Genomic DNA, 20049 nt, shown 5'->3' with positions numbered 1-20049 from the left:
CACTAGAACGTGTACCGGCTGATGAAGAATATCATCTTGTTAAACGTAAATACGTTGTACCGTTTGTAGGTGGTTGGCGGACTGCTTCGATAATATTTCCTATTTTCAGACTCTCCCTTTGTCCAAAGCATAAATGCATACCCCATCACCGATACCCTTACCAAGATTATGAATTATTGTCTCAAAAGGGCTTTTTACAATCCTATGAATTTATTGAGATATTTACTTATTATTCACAGTATTTCCAGGAGGATGACCAGTAGTCTATTATTCTCAAGGATCCGAAAAAGTTAGACCGTCATGAAAATCTAGTAACAAAGATTTTCATGACGGTCTATTTTGTTTTTCTAGGTGAAGTAGTATTGGGACGAATAACCTAGTTTCATGATTAATCGTCTTTTTTGAACTTCGTAGTTAGAATGCATTCCTTATAAATAGAAAGTCTTGTTGAAAGGATAAAATGTATGGTTTTTTGGTCAGCTTTTTCGATTTTATTAAATTTTATAATTTGTCTACAAACTTGTTTGAATCTTCATACATTTTTGCGGATGATAGAATTTTCGTTCTACCATTATAATGAACCCATAGAGTTAAAAAAATTAAAAACTTAGTTGAACGAGGAGGGAATGTTCCATGTCATTTGGAACTGCAGAGTATAAAGAGAGAATTCGTAAAACAAAAGAGAGAATGGCATCAAAAGGGATTGAAGTATTACTTATTACAGATCCGGCAAATATGAACTATTTATCCGGTTATGACGGTTGGTCCTTCTATGTACATCAAATGTTAGTGATTATTAGTGACGAAGATCAACCGATTTGGATTGGAAGGGGGCAAGATGCAAACGGGGCCAAAGTAACAACATGGCTTTACCACGAAAACATCATTCCGTACCCAGACGATTATGTACAATCTGATACAAAGCACCCAATGGACTTTGTAGCCGATATTGTAAAACAAATTGGCCAAGATAAACGTTCCATCGGTGTTGAGATGGAAAACTATTATTTCACCGCAAAATGCTATGAACAGCTGAAAAAGGGACTACCAAATGCCTCGTTTCAAGATGCAACGCTTTTAGTAAACTGGGTTCGTAATGTGAAATCAGATCTAGAGATTGAGTACATGAAGCGTGCTGCAATAATTGTTGAAAAAGCAATGATGGATGGAATTGGACTAATCAATGAAGGTGTTCGTGAATGCGATGTAGCTGCAAAAATTTTCCATTCTCAAATCACTGGAACAGAAGAATTCGGTGGTGATTATCCAGCAATTATGCCACTGCTTCCATCAGGAGAGAAAACATCAACTCCACACTTAACGTGGACAGATGAACGCTATAAACAAGGAGATACAGTGATTCTAGAATTGGCTGGTTGCTATAAGCGCTATCACTCACCACTCGCAAGAACAGTGAATATCGGTCAACCTTCCGAAAAAATAAAAGCGCTTTCAGAAGTGGTTGTCGAGGGATTGAACACGTGTCTTGACATGATTAAGCCAGGCATTGCATGTGAAGAAATTGAAGAAACCTGGAGAAAATCAATCAAGAAAAGCGGGATCATAAAAGAGTCACGACTTGGATACGCAATGGGACTTAACTATCCTCCTGATTGGGGTGAGCATACGGCTAGTATCCGTAAAGGAGATAAAACGATTCTTCAGCCGAATATGACATTCCATCTCATTCCAGGGATTTGGTTAGATCAGTATGGATTTGAAGCGAGTGAATCATTTCGTGTAACAGAAACTGGCTGTGAAACATTTGCATCACTTCCAAGACATTTGTTCATCAAAGATGGAGTCCTTACAAAAAACTAGACACCATTAAAGGAGTTGAATCGGCACCATGCTTATATATACTGAGCAGGAGCTTAAACAATATGTGCCATTAAATCTTGAAGCAATCAGCATCGTAGAAGAAGGATTTTCTAAACTAGCCAAAAAAGAAGTGGAAATGCCACCGATTATGCGTGTTGATGTTCACGATCAAAATGGCGAAGTAGATGTAAAAACAGCATATGTCAAGGGCAAAGACATGTTTGCGATAAAGGTTTCTTCGGGATTCTTTAATAACTATAAGCTAGGTCTTCCTAGTGGGAATGGACTAATGATGTTGATTAGTACACAAACTGGTATTCCACAGTCGCTTCTTTTAGATAATGGCTATTTAACTGAGGTTAGAACTGCTGCAGCGGGAGCGATTGCTGCCAAGTACCTTTCACGGGAAAATATTGCAACAGTTGGCGTGATTGGCGCTGGAAGTCAAGCAAGATTCCAGGTTAGGGCTTTAAAATTGATACGCGATTTTAAGAAAATACTAGTGTATGCTCGTTCGACTGATCGTGCAAAAAAGTATGCAGAAGATATGGCAGCAGAAATAGGCATTGAAGTCCAAGTGATGGACAATGCTGAACAAGTTGTTCGGAACAGTGATTTGATTATAACCACAACCCCATCAAAAGAGCCGATTATCAAAGCCGAATGGCTGCATCCAGGCCTTCATATTACAGCAATGGGATCTGATGCTGAACATAAGCAAGAGTTAGAAGCTGAAGTGCTGGTACGAGCGGATAAGCTTGTGTGTGATACGAAAGCACAATGTTCCAGACTTGGAGAATTGCATCATGCGCTTGATAGTGGTTTGTTAACAAAAGAATCATCCATTATTGAACTTGGTCAATTAACATTGAAAGAGTTGAGAGGCCGTGAAAATGACGGAGAAATTACCGTTTGTGATTTAACGGGAACAGGAGTTCAAGATACAGCGATTGCACTTTTTGCTTATAACGAAATGGCGAAACGGAATTTAGGAATAAAGGTTGAAAATAAAACGTTATCATTAAAAAATTAATGAGGAGTGTTTATATGACAAACAATAACGCTAAATTGGGTACAAAAGCAGTATGGGGCGGGGAAAAAGAGTATTTAGTTCACGGAGCAACACAAGTACCGGTCGTGCTAAGCGTAGCTTACGGTTATGATGATATGGATGAATGGTATGATGTGGCAATCGGAAAGAAAAAAGGCCATATTTACGGACGTAACACAAATCCAACAGTTCAAGCATTTGAAGATAAACTGAAAATTCTAGAAGGTGCCGAAGCAGCAACAAGCTTTTCAACTGGAATGGCAGCTATTAGCAATACATTGTCCACCTTTTTATTGCCGGGTGATCGGATTGTGTCGATAAAAGATACTTACGGCGGTACGAATAAAATCTTTACAGAATTCCTTCCACGTCAACAAATAGAAGTTTCACTTTGCGAAACAGGAAACCATGAGCAAATTGAGGTGGAAGTTGCAAAAGGATGCAAAATCTTATACTTAGAAACACCGACAAACCCAACCGTGAAAATTACGGACATTGAGCGCATGGCAAAAGCGGGTCGTGATGCAGGTGCACTTGTGATTGTTGACAATACATTTGCGACGCCAATCAATCAGAACCCCCTCTCACTAGGTGTAGACTTGGTAATCCATAGTGCAACAAAATTCCTTGGTGGTCACGCAGATGCATTAGGTGGTGTTGTGTGCGGTTCTAAAGAGCTTGTTGAAAAAATCTATCACTTCCGTGAAATTAATGGGGCAACAATGGACCCAATGGCGGCATACCTAATGTTGCGCGGTATGAAAACACTTCACCTTCGCGTTCGTGAGCAATGTAAAAATGCAATGGCTCTTGCTAAATACTTACAATCAAAAGAAATGGTAGAGAACGTCTACTATCCAGGACTAGAATCGCATCCACATCACGATATTGCGAAAAAGCAAATGAAGGATTTTGGTGGAATGCTTAGTTTTGCAGTAAAAGGCGGAGTAGATACAGTAAGAGACCTTCTTCCGAAATTACAATTTGCAAACCGCGCTGCGAATCTCGGTGCTGTTGAAACAACAGTAGGACCTGCTCGTACTACAAGCCATGTTGAATGTACTCCAGAAGAGCGTGCAGCAATGGGAATTCCTGAAGGGTTAATTCGCGTTTCTTGTGGAATTGAAGATATTGAAGATTTAATTGCAGATTTTGAGCAAGCATTTAATCACGTTGAGAGCGTTTTGCAAGTCTAATAGATACCTAGTTTACTATAGGAGTTGAGAGGTGAATGTCAAATAATCATCCTATGGTTAAACAAGCTAATTACTTGTTTAACCAACTGATTGAATGGCGCCGCACGTTTCATCAACATCCCGAGCTTAGCTTTCAAGAGTTCGGGACCTCCCAATTGATTGCTGAAACGTTACAAAAAATCGACGGAATGAAAGTAGAAAGAGGAATTGCAGTTGAAACAAGCGTTGTCGGTATATTAACTTCTGGTGAAGGTCCGACGATTGCAATCAGGGCTGATATTGATGCTCTGCCCATTACAGAAGAAAATACTACAAGTTATTGCTCAAAAAATGATGGTATTATGCATGCATGCGGACATGACGCCCATACAGCTATTTTACTAGGTGTCGCTATCATACTTGCTGATCTCTTTAAAAAGGGTGAAGTAACAGGAACAGTTAAATTCATATTTCAGCCGGCAGAGGAAAGTACTGATGAAAGCGGACTTTCTGGATCGCCTTATATGGTGCAAGCAGGTGTTTATGACAAGGTAGATGCTGCTATCGCCCTTCATATGTGTCCATGGCTTCCAGTCGGTGACGTACAAATGAGTGATGGTTACAGTATGGCAAATGTCGATGTATTTGAAGCGAAGATTTATGGAACAGGTGGCCACGGAGCGTATCCTGAACTTGGAACTGATCCAATATGGATGCTCGGACCTGTTATGCAAGCGTTACACGGTATTGTTGCTCGCAAGATATCAGCATTGGATGCAGCGGTGATTAGCATAGGTCAAATCCATGCAGGAACAGCAAGTAATATCATCCCAACAGAGGTCTTAATTGAAGGTACGATTCGCAGTTATACACCCGAAACCCGAGATTTATTAGCTTTAGAATTAAAGAAAGCGATTTCAATTGTTGAACATCTAGGTGGGAGTTTTTCCTTGAATATCGAAAGAGGAGAACCAGCCTTAAATAATAGTGCTTTGGTCAATCAATTGATTACCGAAGTCATGCTTGAGATCTATCCTGAAATACAAATCACGAAACGTCCATTCGGACTAGGAGGAGAAGACTTCGGCTATGTGACACAAAAAATTCCGGGTTCTATGTTTTTTCTAGGATGTGCACAAAAAGAAGGAGTTCAAAGAGATTTGCACACACCGATTTTTGATATCGACGAAACATGCTTACCTATAGGAACAGCAATTCTCGCGCATACAGCTGTAAGGTTTTTAAATGGAGAGGTATACTTACCGATCAATCATAATTTGGAGGCGCAAAAACATGGCACATAAACTAGCATTTATTGGATTTGGTGTAGTTGGTCAAGGATTAGCTGAAATCCTGCGTGATAAAAAAGAAGAATTAAAACAAGGTGAAGGCTTTCAAGGTGTAATTGTCGCAATTTCGGATTTAATGAAAGGCTCAATCTATCATCCGAGCGGTCTTGACATCGATACAGCTTTACGAGTATTAAAAGAAACGGGAAGTCTAGAAAACTACCCAAAAACGCCAGGCCTTGTGACGGGGTGGGATAGCCTAAAAACGATTCGTGAAACAAATGCAGATACAATTATTGAGGTTTCATACACAGATGTAAAAACAGGTCAACCCGCCATTAACCATTGTAAGGCTGCATTTGAAAGTGGAAAAAATGTTGTCATGACAAATAAAGGTCCTGTTGCTCTAGCTTACAAATTGCTTTCTGAAATTGCTAGTAAACATGGCGTATACTGGGGATTTGAAGGAACGGTCATGAGCGGAACACCTGCTTTACGTATGCCAATTGCAACGTTGGCAGGAAATGATATCACCGAAATACGCGGAATTTTAAATGGTACAACAAACTACATTTTAACCAAAATGGAAGTAGAGGGTGTGTCTTATGAGGAAGCGTTAAAAGAGGCACAAGAGCTAGGGTTTGCAGAAGCAGATCCTACTAGTGATGTTGAAGGCTATGATGCAAGATATAAAATTGTCATTTTATCAAACTATGTCATGAACGCACCACTAACAGTGGAAGAAGTATCATGCAAAGGGATTACTGACATTACATTAAAAGATATTGAAGATGCGAAAACAGAAGGAAAGCGTTGGAAGCTATTAGCCAAGGCACGTAAAGAAGGCGACAAGGTCATTGCCTCAATTGCTCCAGAAAAAGTCGATGTTACAGATCCTCTTGCCTCAATCAGCGGTGCCACTAACGCGATTGCGTACGAATGTGATCTTTTAGGCACAGTGACTTTAAGCGGTGCAGGTGCCGGGAAAGTTGAAACAGGATTCTCCCTCTTAATAGACTTAATTACCATTGATCGTGAAAGGAAATTAGTAAATATCTAATCGAAGAAGGGTGGTAATGTTATGGCAACTCAAGTTGCTGGTCGAAAGATGTTTCTTGCGGGTGAATGGGTGAATAGTGACCGAATTATTGAAGTGAGGGATCCACAGGATAACAGTATTATTGATACAGTGCCTGCTGCTTCAGCCGAAGATATGCTTAAATGCATCGAGGCAGCGAAAGAAGGGGCAAAAATTGCTGCTGCTATGTCTGTACATGAACGAATGGAAGTCATTAATAAAGCAGCCGATTATATCGAAGCGAATAAAGAAAAATATGCAAGAACCATTGCGCAGGAAGGAAGTAAAACAATCCGTGAAGCGACAAAAGAAGTTGCAAGATGCATTCAGACACTTCGAATTAGTGGAGAAGAAGCAAGAAGGATTCATGGAGAGACGATACCATTTGATCAAATGCCAGGAAATGAGAATCGGGTCGGGTATTATTATCGAGTTCCAATCGGTATTATCGGCGCCATTACCCCTTTTAATGACCCATTAAACCTTGTTGCCCATAAAGTAGGGCCGGCGATTGCATCAGGAAATGCCATTATCGTAAAACCGGCAACTGTCACTCCATTAAGTGCTCTTTTACTTGCAGAAGCATTCGCTAAAGCGGGACTTCCTCCAAAAGTGTTAGCCGTGATAACTGGTTACGGACATGAGATTGGTGACGTTCTTGTGACACATCCAGCGATACGAATGATCTCATTTACAGGTGGGATTGAGGCAGGAGAAGGAATCGTTCGTAAAGCAGGATTGAAAAAAATCGGTATGGAGCTAGGTTCCAATTCCCCTGTTATCGTATTGGAGGATGCCGATGTAGAAGAAGCCGTAGAATCAACGGTTTCCGGTGCTTTTTGGGCAGCTGGTCAAAACTGCCTTGGTGTCCAGCGGATATACGTTCAAGAAGATATTATTAATCAATTTGAAGCAGCATTTGTGAAACGTACCAACCAATATAAGATTGGTGATAAACAATCAGAATCTACCGATATGGGGCCACTTATTACAGAAAAAGAAGCGATACGTGTCGAGAATCTGGTAAATGAAGCCCTTCAAAAAGGTGCTGTATTATTGACAGGCGGAACGCGTAACGGGGCATTCTATTCGCCGACCGTTTTGAAAAATATACCAGAAGATTCTACGATTGCAAAAGAGGAAATCTTCGGACCTGTTGTTTTGCTTTTCCCGGTTTCGAATCTTGATGAAGCAATTGAAAAATCAAATGGAGTAAATTACGGATTACAGGCAGGTATCTTTACAAAAAATATCGACAAAGCCCATAAAGCCATTGCAAAGATGGATGTTGGTGGCATTATGATTAATGACAGCAGTGACTACCGAATAGATGCGATGCCGTTCGGTGGTATGAAAAATTCAGGGCTAGGACGTGAAGGGATCAAATTTGCGATTCATGAAATGACAGAACCAAAACTTGTTTGTTATAAATTGTCGAACTCAACGTTCTCATCCTGAAAACAGACTGAAGCCTTTGGTAAGTAAATCAATAAGTTCAGCCATTATGCAATTCATCTATTAGAATAGACAGTTTAATAAATTTTAATAATGCTGAACAAGACCACTTATATAACATTCTATTATCATTTATGACAAGTTTTGAATCTGTGGTTGGGTGAAACATTGAAATAATTATCACGTTGAGTAATTACTAAAGGAGGTAATTTATGGATCATGAACAAAAGTTTAAAAAAGAGGATGTCACTGTTGTAGATACTAATATTGCTAAAAAAACCGTTTTTGCGACCTCGCTTGGTAACGCCATGGAATGGTTTGACTTTGGTATCTATGCATATTTAGCTGTTACGATTGGTAAAGTTTTTTTTTCAGAAATCGATCCTTCTCATCAGTTAATCTATTCTCTTGCGACTTTTGCTATTGCATTTATAGCACGTCCGATTGGCGGTCTGGTTTTTGGTATGATGGGAGATCGAATCGGGCGTAAGAAGATCCTATCTATAACATTAATAATGATGGCTATAGCTACTTTAAGCATCGGTCTCATTCCAAGCTACTCCTCTATCGGTATTTATGCTCCTATCTTGTTAATTATCGCTAGACTAATCCAAGGATTTTCAACAGGAGGAGAATATGCAGGTGCAATGACTTTTATCGCAGAATCAACCCCAGATAAAAAACGTGGTTTCATGGCGAGTGGTTTAGAAGTTGGAACGCTCGCAGGCTTCTCTGCTGGTGCTGGGTTAGTCACTTTTATCACATTCCTTCTCGGTCCTGAAAAGATGGTCGAATGGGGTTGGCGGATTCCATTTTTAATTGCTGGTCCTTTAGGATTTATCGGTTTATATTTTCGGACTCGCTTAGAAGAAACACCTGCCTTTGAAGCGATGATAAAAGAAGAAGAAAAAAAACACCATACTTCCCTTAAAGAAATTGTTATAAATCACTGGAAACCACTTTTAATTTGCATAGGTATAGTTCTCTTTTATAACACGATGTCCTATATGGTACTCACTTATATGCCAGCTTATTTAACGCAAGAACTTGGTTATGGTGAAACTAAAGGATTAGTTTTGATGATTATCGTTATGATTATCATGATGCCTATTATCTTAACAATGGGCCATTTGAGTGATCGTATTGGTCGTAATCGCATTATTAAGGGAGCTTTAATCGGTGTCATTTTACTCAGTGTACCAGCATTTATGATGATTGGTAACGGCAATAATTATATTGTCTTTTGCGGCTTGCTCCTTCTTAGTAGTCTACTCGCTGCTTTCCAAGGAGCACTTCCAGCAACGCTACCTTCATTATTTTTTACGAAAGTACGTTACGGGTCACTTGCGATTACCTATAATATTTCAACATCATTATTCGGAGGGACTACCCCCCTTGTAATCGCTTGGCTCGTTGGTATCACTAAGAATAGTATGTTCCCAGCTTATTACCTAATGACTGTTTGTCTATTCGGACTTATCATTGTTTCTTTATTTGTCAAAGAAACAGCTGGTAAATCGTTACGTGGATCTCCACCAGTTGTTAAGGAGCAAAGCGAAATCCAAGAATTATTGAAAAATCCAGATAAAGCACTATGGTGGAAAGAGGAAGTGCAAGAAATGAAAGAGAAGGGTATGAATAAGCAGGGCATAATTTAACCTATACAAAAATAAATATAGAAGGATCATACATATTAGGCAGGTTAATATGTATGATCCTTTATTTGTGTTATTAACACAAAGTAAGGATTAAAAAAGCGCAAAAATATAAAAGTTATAGCGAATGGGAAAAAAGTAACAAACAAAAATTATATATTCAGGAATAGACCCTCTTTTTCGGTATTGGCCTCGCCTATTTGACCATACTTGACACCTTGAGGTTTATTTTAATGTAACCGGATTTAGCTTGAAAAAATTCCGTAAATCAGAACAAATGATGCCAGAGTTCATATAAGGGAGAAATCGCTAAACAACTAGATTTATAGGTTCTAAACGAGGGAGTAGTAGAAAATACAACTCCCCTTTTATGATTCTTTTTTATTTATTCGATTAAAACTCAAATTACAGTTGGCCACTAATTTTAATCGGTAATTTCAACTAAGTATTCGTGCGTATAAAATCCTACCATTCGTTAATAATATCCATATCTTACAATCAAAGGAGTGGAGTCTATTGAAAAGATATTCATTCTTTAAAAAGCAAGAAAATCATAAATCTACAGACTTCACTGATGTACTCGAACATCTGCAAAAGTCCAAGGACTTCACAAGCTTTACACTCGATTTTGAAAATGAAATATACTGTGTATCTTTTTTTGATACATTAATTGATAAAGATATAATGCATAGGGACCTCCTTCCTTTTTTACATACAAATTCTTCAACTCTGGAAGAGCTTGTACACAACTTGCCAATAGAGGGGCTTGTTTTTACAAAAAATCCTGCTGAACTACAAAGTCAGCTGTTAATGGGTTATATAGCCATTACATTAAATAATCAATCTGATCAAGCAGTTTTAGTTAAAGCCGCAAATAACACTTCGAGGCAAGTTACACTGCCAGAGGTAGAGTTCAGTGTTGTCGGTCCGAAAGAGGCACTGGTCGAATCACTTGATACGAATTTATATTTAATCCGAAAACGGCTTCCAATTGCAGAACTTGCTGTTGAAGAAATTATTGTTGGGAAGTTATCCAAAACAAGAGTAGCTGTGATTCATATAGAAGGAATTGCAAATAGCGAGAATGTAGAAACCGTCATACAGCGCATATCTGATTTAAGGGTTAACCAAATAATTGATAGCTCCTATATTTCACAAATGATTGAAGATAATAAAAATTCTCCTTTTCCTCAATTTATCGATACGGAACGACCTGATCGATTGGCTGCAGTACTTGGAGAAGGCAAAGTAGTGATCTTGGTGGATGGAGCTCCACATGGCTTACTTGGGCCCTCTACATTCTTTGAATACTTTGCGGCATTCGAAGATTATTTTCTCAACTGGACAATTGCCTCATTCTTTAGGCTTATTCGTTTTTTTGCTGTATTGTTTTCCATCTTAATGACCCCCATATATGTCGCAGTTCTCACCTATCATTATGAGTTGATCCCAAAGGATTTAGTCAGTACGCTTGTGATTTCTCGTAGCGGAATTCCATTTCCACCGATTTTAGAAGCATTAATCTTGGAATTAGCCATCGAACTTCTCAGGGAGGCAGGAGCTAGACTGCCGACTAAAGTAGGTCAAACAATAGGTATCGTAGGTGGTATTGTTATTGGGACGGCATCTGTTGAAGCAGGGCTGACGAGTAATGTATTGTTAATTCTTGTTGCATTGTCGGCTCTTGGTTCTTTTACTACACCTGTTTATCAAATGGGTAATACCATTCGCTTAATTCGATTTCCTCTCCTACTTATGGCTTATTTTTTAGGATTATTGGGTATAGCTATCAGTTTTTGTTTTTTGCTTGTGCATTTACTGAGGATAACTTCCTTAGGGAGGCCATTTCTTGAACCGTTATATCCGCCAAGGATTTATGATATGCGGGATGCCTTGATTCGTTTACCATTTTTTCTTCAGGCTAAACGTCCAATTGAGGTTCAGACGGAAGACACTGTTAGGTTAGAACCCAAGGAGGATTCTAAAGAGTAAGTGAGAGTGGAGGTTTCTTACATGAACGATAAAAGTGATCAAATCTCGCCATTTCTAGTCTTTTTTTTAATCGTTAAAATTCAGGTGGGTGTAGGGGTCCTGGGATTTCAAAGGATAATTATTCAATCTGCTGGCCATGATGCTTGGATGGCGGTCATTATAAGTGGTGTAGTCTTTTCATTGGGTATTTGGGGTATGTACAACCTATTAAATCGGCACGATATGGACTTAATAGGCATACAGAAACGACTTTTTGGAAAGTGGCTTGGCGGTTTACTAAATATCATTTGGATACTGTATTGGCTGATGGTGGGTATTTCTGTTTTAAGATCCTATCTTGAAATCGTTCAATCATGGGTATTCCCCCAAATTAACACATGGTTGGTGACCTCCATATTTGCTTTATTAATTTATTATGTGGTTTTAGGTGGGTTTAGAGTGGTCGCCGGTTTTTGTTTTTTAGGGATCAGTATCCCTTCTTATTTAATTCTAACTTTTTATTTCCCGCTGGAATTTACACATTTTCGCAACCTATTACCCATATGGGATCATTCTCTTAAAGACATGGCCCTTGCATCTAAGCAAATGTCATATAGCTATTTAGGCGTTTCCACTTTAATGATGTATTATCCATTAGTTAAGCATCGTAAAAGTTCACAAAAGTGGGCGCAACTAGGAAATCTTACTTCTGTTTTCCTTTATTTATGCCTAACGATCCTGACAATAGGGTATTACAGTGAAGGCCAAATCAGTAGATATATTTGGGCAACTTTGTCCTTTTGGGGAATTGTACAAATGCCTTTTGTTGAACGGTTTGAGTACATAGGAATCGCTACATGGGTCTTAGTTTTAGTACCTAGTGTAAGTCTTTATATGTGGGTTTCGGCAAGGGGGATTTCACAATACTTTAAAATGAAGCAGAAAACAATTTATGCTCTACTATTAATTTTATTGGTTGTGATGACAAATCTAATTAAAGGCAGAGGAATGATTAATCAATTTGTGGATTACATTTCAAATTTAGGATTGATTTTGGAAATTCCTTATGTCTTATTTCTGGTTTGTTTATCTACTGTCATGTCAAATAAAAAGGAAGATAAAAAATGAGAATTTTATTCGCGAAATTGGCCCTGATACTTCTTTTAATTAGTGTTCTCTCAGGCTGCATAGGGGTGGAAAGCAAAGTTCTCGATGAAATAAATTTGGCAACAGCCATCGGATATGATTATGTCGATAAGACTCATTTCGAGGCTATCGCTGTAACACCTCTTTATTATCCTGATAAAACCATTAAAAATATTACCTTTAGTTCGAAATCATCACTTAGTAAAGACGTGCGAGATGAGATGAATCAGCAATCTGAAAGACCCATATTTAGTGGGAAATTAGAGGTGGTCTTATACGAAAAAAGGCTTGCGAAACAAGGAATATTCTATCTAATTGATACATTAATCAGAGACCCTTCAATTGGAACTACTTTAAAACTCGGCATTGTCGAAGGGAGTTCAAAGGGTGTGTTAAGCCCGCAGTTTGGCAACATAGATAAAGGAATTTATTTATCTAATACAATTGAACAAAATATAAAAATGGGTATGTTGCCTAAAACTAACCTCCATCTTTTTTTGTATGCTCATTACTCTGAAGGAATGGACCCATTCTTACCTATCGTAAAAGCATTGGATGGGAAAGTTTATATTAAAGGAAATGCCATGTTTAATAGTAAAGGGGAATACGTGTATCAGACTAAGAGCCGTGAAAATGTTATTTTCAAAATGTTATATGAAAATACAACAAGCAAGGAAGGGTTCTCTACAAAAATTGAAGGGAGAGAATTTGCTTCCGTCAACAATATAAAAACAAAAAGGTCTTATAAGATTTCAAAGCCGATGACAGATACCCCAATAACGATCAATCTCGAGATAAAGGCAATATTACGAGAATATACCGGTGATGAAGTAACTCCTAAAATGATTAAAATTATAGAAGATAAAATGTCCAAAGATGTGAAGGAACGCTCGGAAAATTTAGTGCGGAATTTTCAAAAACTACATGTTGATCCCCTGGGGATTGGCGAACAAGTACGAACGAGGACTAGAAGCTGGGATAAGAAAAAATGGGATGAAATTTATACTTCTATCCCGATAAATGTGGACGCTAAAGTTAAAATTTTAGAATCGGGCGTTGTAGAATAAGAGTAAACTGAGTTGTGGTTTATTAGGGGAAATAAAGCGGTAGGAGTTCATCTTAGGGAGTTGATTTTTAAAATATCAGCATCATTTACAGGATGCTTTTTTTGTGTTGAAAATTATTTTACTTTAGTATTAGTCTCAATTGAGCCTGAAAATGAACGTTCAAATTAAATTGTTTGGAACGAGTATCAAAAGTGTAGTCATACCATTCGAGGCAAGCTTTACATCAAGGAGATTTACAATCCCCCTGATGTTCTCTTTTTGCTATCATGTTTCTTATTTATTCCTTCATATTCTTCTCCATTCCAAGCAGGATAAAAAAAGGCAATTAATTTATTAATTGTCTCAGACTGTAGACAAACTCGATGAAAATCGAGTTTGTCTATTTTTATGGCTTGTACAATTTGAACGTTGATTTCCACTCCAGGCACTCTCTTTCCGCGGGCGGTCGGGGAGCCTCCTCGGCTTTCGCCTTGCGGGGTCTCCCCTAGACGCGCTTTTCCCGCAGGAGTCTCGTACCTTCCGTTCCAATCAACTTTGTCTTACCTTTTAGATAGAACACTTTTGCCTGGAGTCATGTTTGTTTTAAAATAGAAGTATTAAAACTTGAGGTGATGAGGATGCTTTCTAAACATGATTCTATTCAGCGAGATCAACTTGAAATGATTACTTTAGATCAATTGGTGCCACCGAACCATTTGGTTCGTAAAATGGAGGCTGCCATTGACTTCACTTTCATTTATGACTTGGTGAAAGATATGTATTCAGAGGTAGGACGCCCAAGTATTGATCCAGTTATTTTAGTTAAACTGACTTTCATTCAATATACCTTCGGTATTCGTTCCATGCGTAAAACGATTGAAGAAGTTGAAACCAATATGGCTTACCGTTGGTTCTTAGGCTATGGTTTCCATGATAAAGTACCTCATTTCTCTACGTTCGGGAAAAATTATGAGCGACGCTTCAAAGATACAGATCTGTTTGAACAGATTTTCTATCGCATTTTAATGACAGCTGCTAATAAAAAGTTAATAAGTGCTGAACACGTTTTCGTGGATTCCACACATGTGAAAGCCAGTGCGAATAAACGGAAATTTGAAAAGAAAATCGTTCGTAAAGAAACACGAGCGTATCAAGGACGTCTTCAAGAAGAAATCAATCAAGATCGTGAAAACCATGGAAAAAAGCCTTTTCCACCAGATAAATTTGATAAAGAAGAGACCAAAGAGATTAAAGAAAGTACAACGGATTCTGAGAGTGGCTACTATGTGAAAGATGAACGAACAAAACAGTTTGCCTATTCATTCCACGCGGCCGCAGACCGCAACGGTTTTGTATTGGGAACGATTGTAACACCTGGAAATACACATGACAGTCAGATCTTAGAGCCACTAGTTGAACAAGTGATTGAGAAAGTTGGAAAACCGGAAGCCGTTGCCGCAGATGCAGCTTATAAAACACCAGCGATTACAAGCTACCTATTTAACAAAGAAATCATACCGGCTTTACCTTATACACGTCCTCGCACCAAAGAAGGATTTTTCCGCAAACAGGACTATGTATACGATGAACATTTTGATTGTTACCTTTGCCCTTCGGGCGAAACTTTAAAGTACTCAACAACAAATAAAGAGGGCTATCGCGAGTACAAATCGCCAAAACAAATTTGTACAACATGCTCATTTTTATCTCGGTGTACAGAAAGCAAAGACTGTCAAAAAGTGGTGACACGGCATATCTGGCAAACACATGTGGAAGAAGCAGATCATCTGCGTCATCATCAAGATGTAAAACCTATATATGCAAAACGTAAAGAAACGATTGAGCGTGTATTCGCAGATGCAAAAGAAAAGCATGGTATGCGTTGGACTACTTTAAGGGGACTTAAAAAATTGTCGATGCAGGCGATGCTTACTTTCGCTGCCATTAATTTAAAGAAGATGGCCAATTGGACATGGCAAGGTCCAAAAATGGCCTAACATAGTGGGCTCGTAGAGCCCCAATCTCTAAACTTCAGGCGAAAATTCAAAGGGAATTTCAAAAGGGGTTCAGAATTTTTTAATTCCGAACCCCTTTTGTCTACAAACTGAGGCAATTAATTTATTAATTGTCTTTTTGCTGTTTTGTTAGTGTCATAAACGCACGCCCCCTACTTAGCCTGCTCCAGGGTCATTCAGAACTTCCTGACCCCCGTCTCCCATAGGGGAGTTTTTAATTTTTTCCCAATCCTCTATAAAGTCTTAAGCATTAAACATCGGTTGCGTTGTAGCGGGACAAATAGTTTTAACGGAACAAATAGATGAAAGGCTAATAGTGAAATTACCCATTGCTCTGTCAGTAACTATCACTTGTCCGGTAACAGCATCAAAACTGTGTAACTCTACAAATATAGGTTTAAATGGTTCAGCGGTTGTAGTGAATCCAATGATTGAACCTATGGTAGAATTTCTTAAAAACTCACTTATTTGTTGTCGGGTCTGACATGCTTGTCCAATTGGCGAAAATCTTTTTTGTTTATGCCCTTTGTCCTTTGCTTTATCACAGCAGATGAGTTATCATGGCTGGATGAATTATGACCGCAGAATGGATTATGACGGCATAAAAAATCATTACTTAAATTCATAAATATCACTCCTTTTTCTACTATATATAAGAAAAAACAAAACATACTTGTACAAATTTACTAAATTCCCTGCCTTTATCGGATCCGAGTGTTTCGTAATCGTTACAAAGTTGGAAAAGAGTTTGTGAAAGAATATCCTTAAACTAACGGGTGGATTTTGGAACAAACAGGAATTGTTTTACGTGTGATAGAAAGTCATATTAGGGAGGGATCCATAGATGTCAAACCTTGATAATGAAGAAATGCTAACAGGAGGGAATGTTTCTGATGTTTATCGTTCAGGAGATACTGTGCGACGGGAATTAAAGCCTGATAGTCCCAAAATTCATAAGCTATTGAAGCATTTGGAGAATAAAGGTTTCAGTTATGCACCAAAGTTTTTAGGTATTGATGAAAAAGGAAGAGAAATATTATCATTTATTGAAGGAGAAGCTGGTAATTATCCTTTAGAGGAATACATGCGGTCAGACGATGTCTTAATGGAAATAGCGAAAATGCTCCGTCTTTATCATGATTCTGTCAGTGATTTTTCATTTGATGACAGCTGGCAACCGATAGATAACACCCCACAACAACCTGAGGTGCTGTGCCATAATGATTTTGCCATGTACAACATTATTTTTAATCATAAAAAACCAATGGGTATTATTGATTTTGATGTTGCTGGACCTGGTCCAAGACTTTGGGACATAGCTTACACACTGTATACTTGCGTTCCCTTAAGCAGATTTCATCTTTCTGAAGCAGGTGAGAAAGTTTATTACCATTCATTACAGCATGGCACCCGTATAAAACAAAGAGTCAGATTGTTTCTTGAATCTTACGGTGAGGGAATAGAAGCAAACTATTTGGAAATGGTATTGCTGCGATTAGAAGGGTTATGTAAAACAATTACAAGAAAAGCCAGTGAAGGGGACATTGCTTTTCAAAAGATGATAAAGGAAGGGCATGTTGAACATTATCAAAACGATATTAATTTCATTCGGAAACATGGAGAGGATTGGATGTAAGGGTGGGCTATTGTTGAATTAACGGGTGCTTTACTTCAATAAGGGTTTTAATCACAAGAAAAGAATCCATTTCGATCAAACTTTTTTCAAAATGGATTCTTTTTATTTACGTTAATATGTGGTTCAGGAGAGGATTTTGATCAGTCTTGATTCTAAAATTACACATGGATCTTAATTAGTTCTAAATTTTTATAAATGGACTTATGATCATTAATCAGCACCTATATATTCAACTCTTAGGGGATTTTTCACCTGATAATTATCCTCATGATTCATCGCATCTTTGAAAACTTCATGCCTTTGCCCTTTCCTAGTTTCTTCAGAAAAGAGAGTTCGAGCTACAGAACCATATTCTCATATTTTCTTCATCCGTATCATATCTTTTTTGTGATACACACTTAAAACCAGACCAAACAAGAAGGCGTTGATCATCGCTGATAAAGCACCATAACTCATAAATGGCAGGGATACGCTTATTATTGGTAATAAGCCGAGAGACATTCCGATACTGACAGTTACCTGTGCAGTGAATATGGCAAAACTGCCAGAAACAAGCATTTTCCCAAATGGGTCTTTCACCGTTCGGAATATAAGGGAAATTCGCCAGATCATCCATAAAAACAGCAGACCAATGAACAATGCCCCGGTCCAGCCAAGCGTATAGGTAATGGTTACAAAGATGAAATCCGTCATCATTTCATTAGAAAAATCAAATGCTCCAAGGGAACCAAAATGGCCAAACCATCCGGCATCCTCAATTAGCCTTTCTAGTTTCAAATATATATACCCCGATGTCTCACTGAATTTTTCAGGCGTAACGAAGGCAAAAAGTCTCTCAAATTGATAGGCCCTTATATTTTTCAAGGATATAAGCAGAAGTGAAACACATGTAGTAAGCAGGACCGTTGCAGTGATAATGATTTTCCTTTTATTTAGTCCGCTCTTCCAGACCATGACAGCGACCATCAATGAATAAAGCGCCACCGCCTGCAAGTTGACTGTAACCATAAATAAAAAGGCGGAACAAATGTATAAAATGGCAGCCAAATAAACATTCATCTTTTTTGATTGCAGCATTCCGGCCCAGGCAAGCAGTAAAAGCGGCAGAACCACAATAGAATCGACCGAAAATAAACCCATAATATTAATACGAGGACTGCCGTTCACTAAAACATTGGAATAATGGAACTGAACAAGAATCAGACAACCTATCGTAAAGAAAGCCCAGCCCCATCTCTGAAGTTTCCGATAATCGAAAAAAAGAAGGACACAGGCCAAAATGACACTTCCTGTGATAGAATATACCTGCTTCAGCACGGAAAAGGAATGACCATTCTTAAATAAGAACCAAAACAAAAACAGACCCGAAGCTGACATGAATAGAAACATGCTCATTAGCTTCCAATCAATCTTCGGCCTGTGCAGCTTGTCCATCTTCTGTCCAATGACAGCGGGACTTCCCATTTTTCGGACAGCCAGTTCCTCTGCTTCATCCTCTGTATATCCTTTTTTGACCAGTTCAGTTTTAGCTTGATGCAAATGGGCCTTTAATTCAGCTTCTATATATTTTTTTGCTTCTTTTGATCGGATATATGACGAAACCTCATCTAAAAAATGATTGCTTCTCAATTGGTTCCTCCTCCTTCAAACGCTGTCCGCCAACGAGCAGAGGCGGAATCACTTTTAGATTCCTTTTTCTTTAGCCACTTTTTCGCACGTTCATCCAAGGAATAGAGCTTTCTTTCTTCCGTTTCCCAACAAGACTGGATCCAGCCTTCCTTCTCAAGCTCATGCAAGACAGCATATAAGGAGCCTTCGTTATTTTCAAATTTCCGGATGCCTTTCTGGTAAATAGATTCGTTAATCTGATAGCCACTTTTTTCCTCATCTAATGATCTAAAAATACCAATCAAAATGTCTTCCCTACTCACATCCTGCTTTTCTATAACAGTATGGATGGAGTGTCTATGGTTTTCCGTGAATTTTAAATCACGAAATGTATGCTTTTTCATAGCCGATTTCAAACGCGCTAATTTATCTTCCATCGGTGGATTCCTCCCAATAGGTTTTTAACCTTCTTTTCGCCTGGCGCATCCTGGTCTTTACCGTTCCAAGTTTGACTCCGGTAATTTCAGAAATTTCCTTGAGCTTCATTTCCTGAAAATAGTGGAGATAAATAAGCTCACGATACTGGATAGGCAGCTCCATAACTGCAACAGCAAGCTGCCTGTCTTCATCCTGCTGAATGACCTCTTCTTCCACATTATCGGTAGAAGTCCAATCTTGCTCCTCTTCCGCAGTCGAAACTTTTCGGAAGTACCAGCTTTTCCTATAATCCTTACAATGGTTAATAGCAATTCTCCAAAGCCACGTCCTTATATTTGATTGTTGGTTATACGTGGGCAGAGCCTTATAGCATTTGATGAAAATCTCCTGTGTCAGGTCCTCTGCAACAACTGCATCTTTTACATAGGAATAGACCAATTGCAGAATATCCTGGCCATAAAGGGACATCATTTCATCAAGTAAGGATTCGTCATCTTTCATTTGAGACCATTTCAACACAAACTCCTCCAAAACAGTTCACACTTCCTTCCCTAGATATATAGACGATAGTACTTATATGAAGGTTTTCTTTTTTTAAAAATTATCCCTTTGTTACTATGGAGTACAACTGAAAATCTTGAAAACATTTTAAGAATCAGAACAGG

At 38.5% G+C, this 20049-nt stretch carries 16 protein-coding genes; 12 read left to right on the top strand and 4 right to left on the bottom strand.

Translation table 11 applies throughout. The features are described from left to right. The first annotated feature begins 633 nt into the window (after nucleotides 1-633). The 10 genes from MHB45_RS20280 to MHB45_RS20235 all read left to right on the top strand — a co-directional run bounded on the left by MHB45_RS20280 (nucleotide 634) and on the right by MHB45_RS20235 (nucleotide 13708). On the top strand, nucleotides 634-1821 hold the full coding sequence (locus MHB45_RS20280) for a M24 family metallopeptidase (protein WP_048678419.1): 1188 nt from the start codon (nucleotides 634-636) through the stop codon (nucleotides 1819-1821). A 28-nt stretch (nucleotides 1822-1849) separates the two neighbouring features. Next, nucleotides 1850-2854, top strand: a complete 1005-nt coding sequence (locus tag MHB45_RS20275; RefSeq protein ID WP_202186642.1) for a cyclodeaminase — start codon at nucleotides 1850-1852, stop codon at nucleotides 2852-2854. Nucleotides 2855-2868: 14 nt separating this feature from the next. Next, on the top strand, nucleotides 2869-4068 hold the full coding sequence (locus MHB45_RS20270) for a cystathionine gamma-synthase family protein (protein WP_202186643.1): 1200 nt from the start codon (nucleotides 2869-2871) through the stop codon (nucleotides 4066-4068). Nucleotides 4069-4103: 35 nt separating this feature from the next. Further along, on the top strand, nucleotides 4104-5351 hold the full coding sequence (locus MHB45_RS20265; RefSeq protein ID WP_340908067.1) for a M20 metallopeptidase family protein: 1248 nt from the start codon (nucleotides 4104-4106) through the stop codon (nucleotides 5349-5351). Further along, nucleotides 5341-6396, top strand: a complete 1056-nt coding sequence (locus tag MHB45_RS20260; protein ID WP_048883013.1) for a homoserine dehydrogenase — start codon at nucleotides 5341-5343, stop codon at nucleotides 6394-6396. The genes MHB45_RS20265 and MHB45_RS20260 overlap by 11 nt, the downstream gene beginning before the upstream one ends. Nucleotides 6397-6417: 21 nt before the next feature. Then, nucleotides 6418-7872 (top strand): aldehyde dehydrogenase family protein, encoded by a 1455-nt coding sequence (locus tag MHB45_RS20255; RefSeq protein ID WP_072273626.1) that lies wholly within the window; start codon nucleotides 6418-6420, stop codon nucleotides 7870-7872. Between the two features lie 209 nt (nucleotides 7873-8081). Beyond that, on the top strand, nucleotides 8082-9527 hold the full coding sequence (locus MHB45_RS20250; protein WP_072273625.1) for an MFS transporter: 1446 nt from the start codon (nucleotides 8082-8084) through the stop codon (nucleotides 9525-9527). Between the two features lie 513 nt (nucleotides 9528-10040). Next, nucleotides 10041-11516, top strand: a complete 1476-nt coding sequence (locus MHB45_RS20245) for a spore germination protein (protein WP_081088727.1) — start codon at nucleotides 10041-10043, stop codon at nucleotides 11514-11516. Between the two features lie 21 nt (nucleotides 11517-11537). Continuing rightward, the gene (locus MHB45_RS20240) at nucleotides 11538-12623 is read left to right on the top strand and encodes a GerAB/ArcD/ProY family transporter (RefSeq protein ID WP_072273624.1); all 1086 of its coding nucleotides are present in this window, start codon (nucleotides 11538-11540) and stop codon (nucleotides 12621-12623) included. Next, a complete protein-coding gene (locus MHB45_RS20235) occupies nucleotides 12620-13708 on the top strand; it encodes a Ger(x)C family spore germination protein (RefSeq protein ID WP_202186645.1) in 1089 nt (362 codons plus the stop codon). The genes MHB45_RS20240 and MHB45_RS20235 overlap by 4 nt, the downstream gene beginning before the upstream one ends. Nucleotides 13709-13941: 233 nt before the next feature. On the opposite strand, the gene MHB45_RS20230 is transcribed toward MHB45_RS20235, so the two are convergent. Beyond that, on the bottom strand, nucleotides 13942-14127 hold the full coding sequence (locus tag MHB45_RS20230) for a hypothetical protein (RefSeq protein WP_340908066.1): 186 nt from the start codon (nucleotides 14125-14127) through the stop codon (nucleotides 13942-13944). Between the two features lie 198 nt (nucleotides 14128-14325). Here MHB45_RS20230 and MHB45_RS20225 point away from each other — a divergent pair, with 198 nt between their 5' ends. Then, a complete protein-coding gene (locus MHB45_RS20225; RefSeq protein WP_072272405.1) occupies nucleotides 14326-15684 on the top strand; it encodes an IS1182 family transposase in 1359 nt (452 codons plus the stop codon). 862 nt (nucleotides 15685-16546) lie between these two features. Beyond that, nucleotides 16547-17338: a phosphotransferase gene (locus tag MHB45_RS20220; RefSeq protein WP_202187472.1), complete on the top strand. Its 792-nt coding sequence runs from the start codon at nucleotides 16547-16549 to the stop codon at nucleotides 17336-17338. Between the two features lie 354 nt (nucleotides 17339-17692). Here MHB45_RS20220 and MHB45_RS20215 read toward each other — a convergent pair whose 3' ends face one another. The 3 genes from MHB45_RS20215 to MHB45_RS20205 are packed head-to-tail and all read right to left on the bottom strand — an operon-like array spanning nucleotide 17693 to nucleotide 19915. Beyond that, complete coding sequence (locus MHB45_RS20215) at nucleotides 17693-18967, bottom strand: FtsW/RodA/SpoVE family cell cycle protein (protein ID WP_340908065.1); 1275 nt, start codon at nucleotides 18965-18967, stop codon at nucleotides 17693-17695. Continuing rightward, nucleotides 18964-19383, bottom strand: a complete 420-nt coding sequence (locus tag MHB45_RS20210) for a PadR family transcriptional regulator (RefSeq protein WP_048678177.1) — start codon at nucleotides 19381-19383, stop codon at nucleotides 18964-18966. Before MHB45_RS20210 ends, MHB45_RS20215 begins: the two co-directional genes overlap by 4 nt. After that, complete coding sequence (locus MHB45_RS20205) at nucleotides 19373-19915, bottom strand: sigma-70 family RNA polymerase sigma factor (RefSeq protein WP_053536395.1); 543 nt, start codon at nucleotides 19913-19915, stop codon at nucleotides 19373-19375. Before MHB45_RS20205 ends, MHB45_RS20210 begins: the two co-directional genes overlap by 11 nt. Nucleotides 19916-20049 lie beyond the last annotated feature (134 nt).

The organism is Peribacillus sp. FSL K6-5616 (genome assembly GCF_038008245.1).
Lineage (GTDB): Bacteria > Bacillota > Bacilli > Bacillales > DSM-1321 > Peribacillus > Peribacillus frigoritolerans.
Note: the sequence above shows the minus strand (reverse complement) of the source record. Positions and strands in the feature narration are given on the sequence as shown.

Bases quoted from the DNA above. Each gene is read 5' to 3' on its own strand.
- MHB45_RS20280 (WP_048678419.1), top strand. From the start codon at position 634: ATGTCATTTGGAACTGCAGAGTATAAAGAGAGAATTCGTAAAACAAAA.
- MHB45_RS20275 (WP_202186642.1), top strand. From the start codon at position 1,850: ATGCTTATATATACTGAGCAGGAGCTTAAACAATATGTGCCATTAAAT.
- MHB45_RS20270 (WP_202186643.1), top strand. From the start codon at position 2,869: ATGACAAACAATAACGCTAAATTGGGTACAAAAGCAGTATGGGGCGGG.
- MHB45_RS20265 (WP_340908067.1), top strand. From the start codon at position 4,104: ATGTCAAATAATCATCCTATGGTTAAACAAGCTAATTACTTGTTTAAC.
- MHB45_RS20260 (WP_048883013.1), top strand. From the start codon at position 5,341: ATGGCACATAAACTAGCATTTATTGGATTTGGTGTAGTTGGTCAAGGA.
- MHB45_RS20255 (WP_072273626.1), top strand. From the start codon at position 6,418: ATGGCAACTCAAGTTGCTGGTCGAAAGATGTTTCTTGCGGGTGAATGG.
- MHB45_RS20250 (WP_072273625.1), top strand. From the start codon at position 8,082: ATGGATCATGAACAAAAGTTTAAAAAAGAGGATGTCACTGTTGTAGAT.
- MHB45_RS20240 (WP_072273624.1), top strand. From the start codon at position 11,538: ATGAACGATAAAAGTGATCAAATCTCGCCATTTCTAGTCTTTTTTTTA.
- MHB45_RS20235 (WP_202186645.1), top strand. From the start codon at position 12,620: ATGAGAATTTTATTCGCGAAATTGGCCCTGATACTTCTTTTAATTAGT.
- MHB45_RS20225 (WP_072272405.1), top strand. From the start codon at position 14,326: ATGCTTTCTAAACATGATTCTATTCAGCGAGATCAACTTGAAATGATT.
- MHB45_RS20220 (WP_202187472.1), top strand. From the start codon at position 16,547: ATGTCAAACCTTGATAATGAAGAAATGCTAACAGGAGGGAATGTTTCT.
- MHB45_RS20210 (WP_048678177.1), bottom strand. From the start codon at position 19,383: ATGGAAGATAAATTAGCGCGTTTGAAATCGGCTATGAAAAAGCATACA.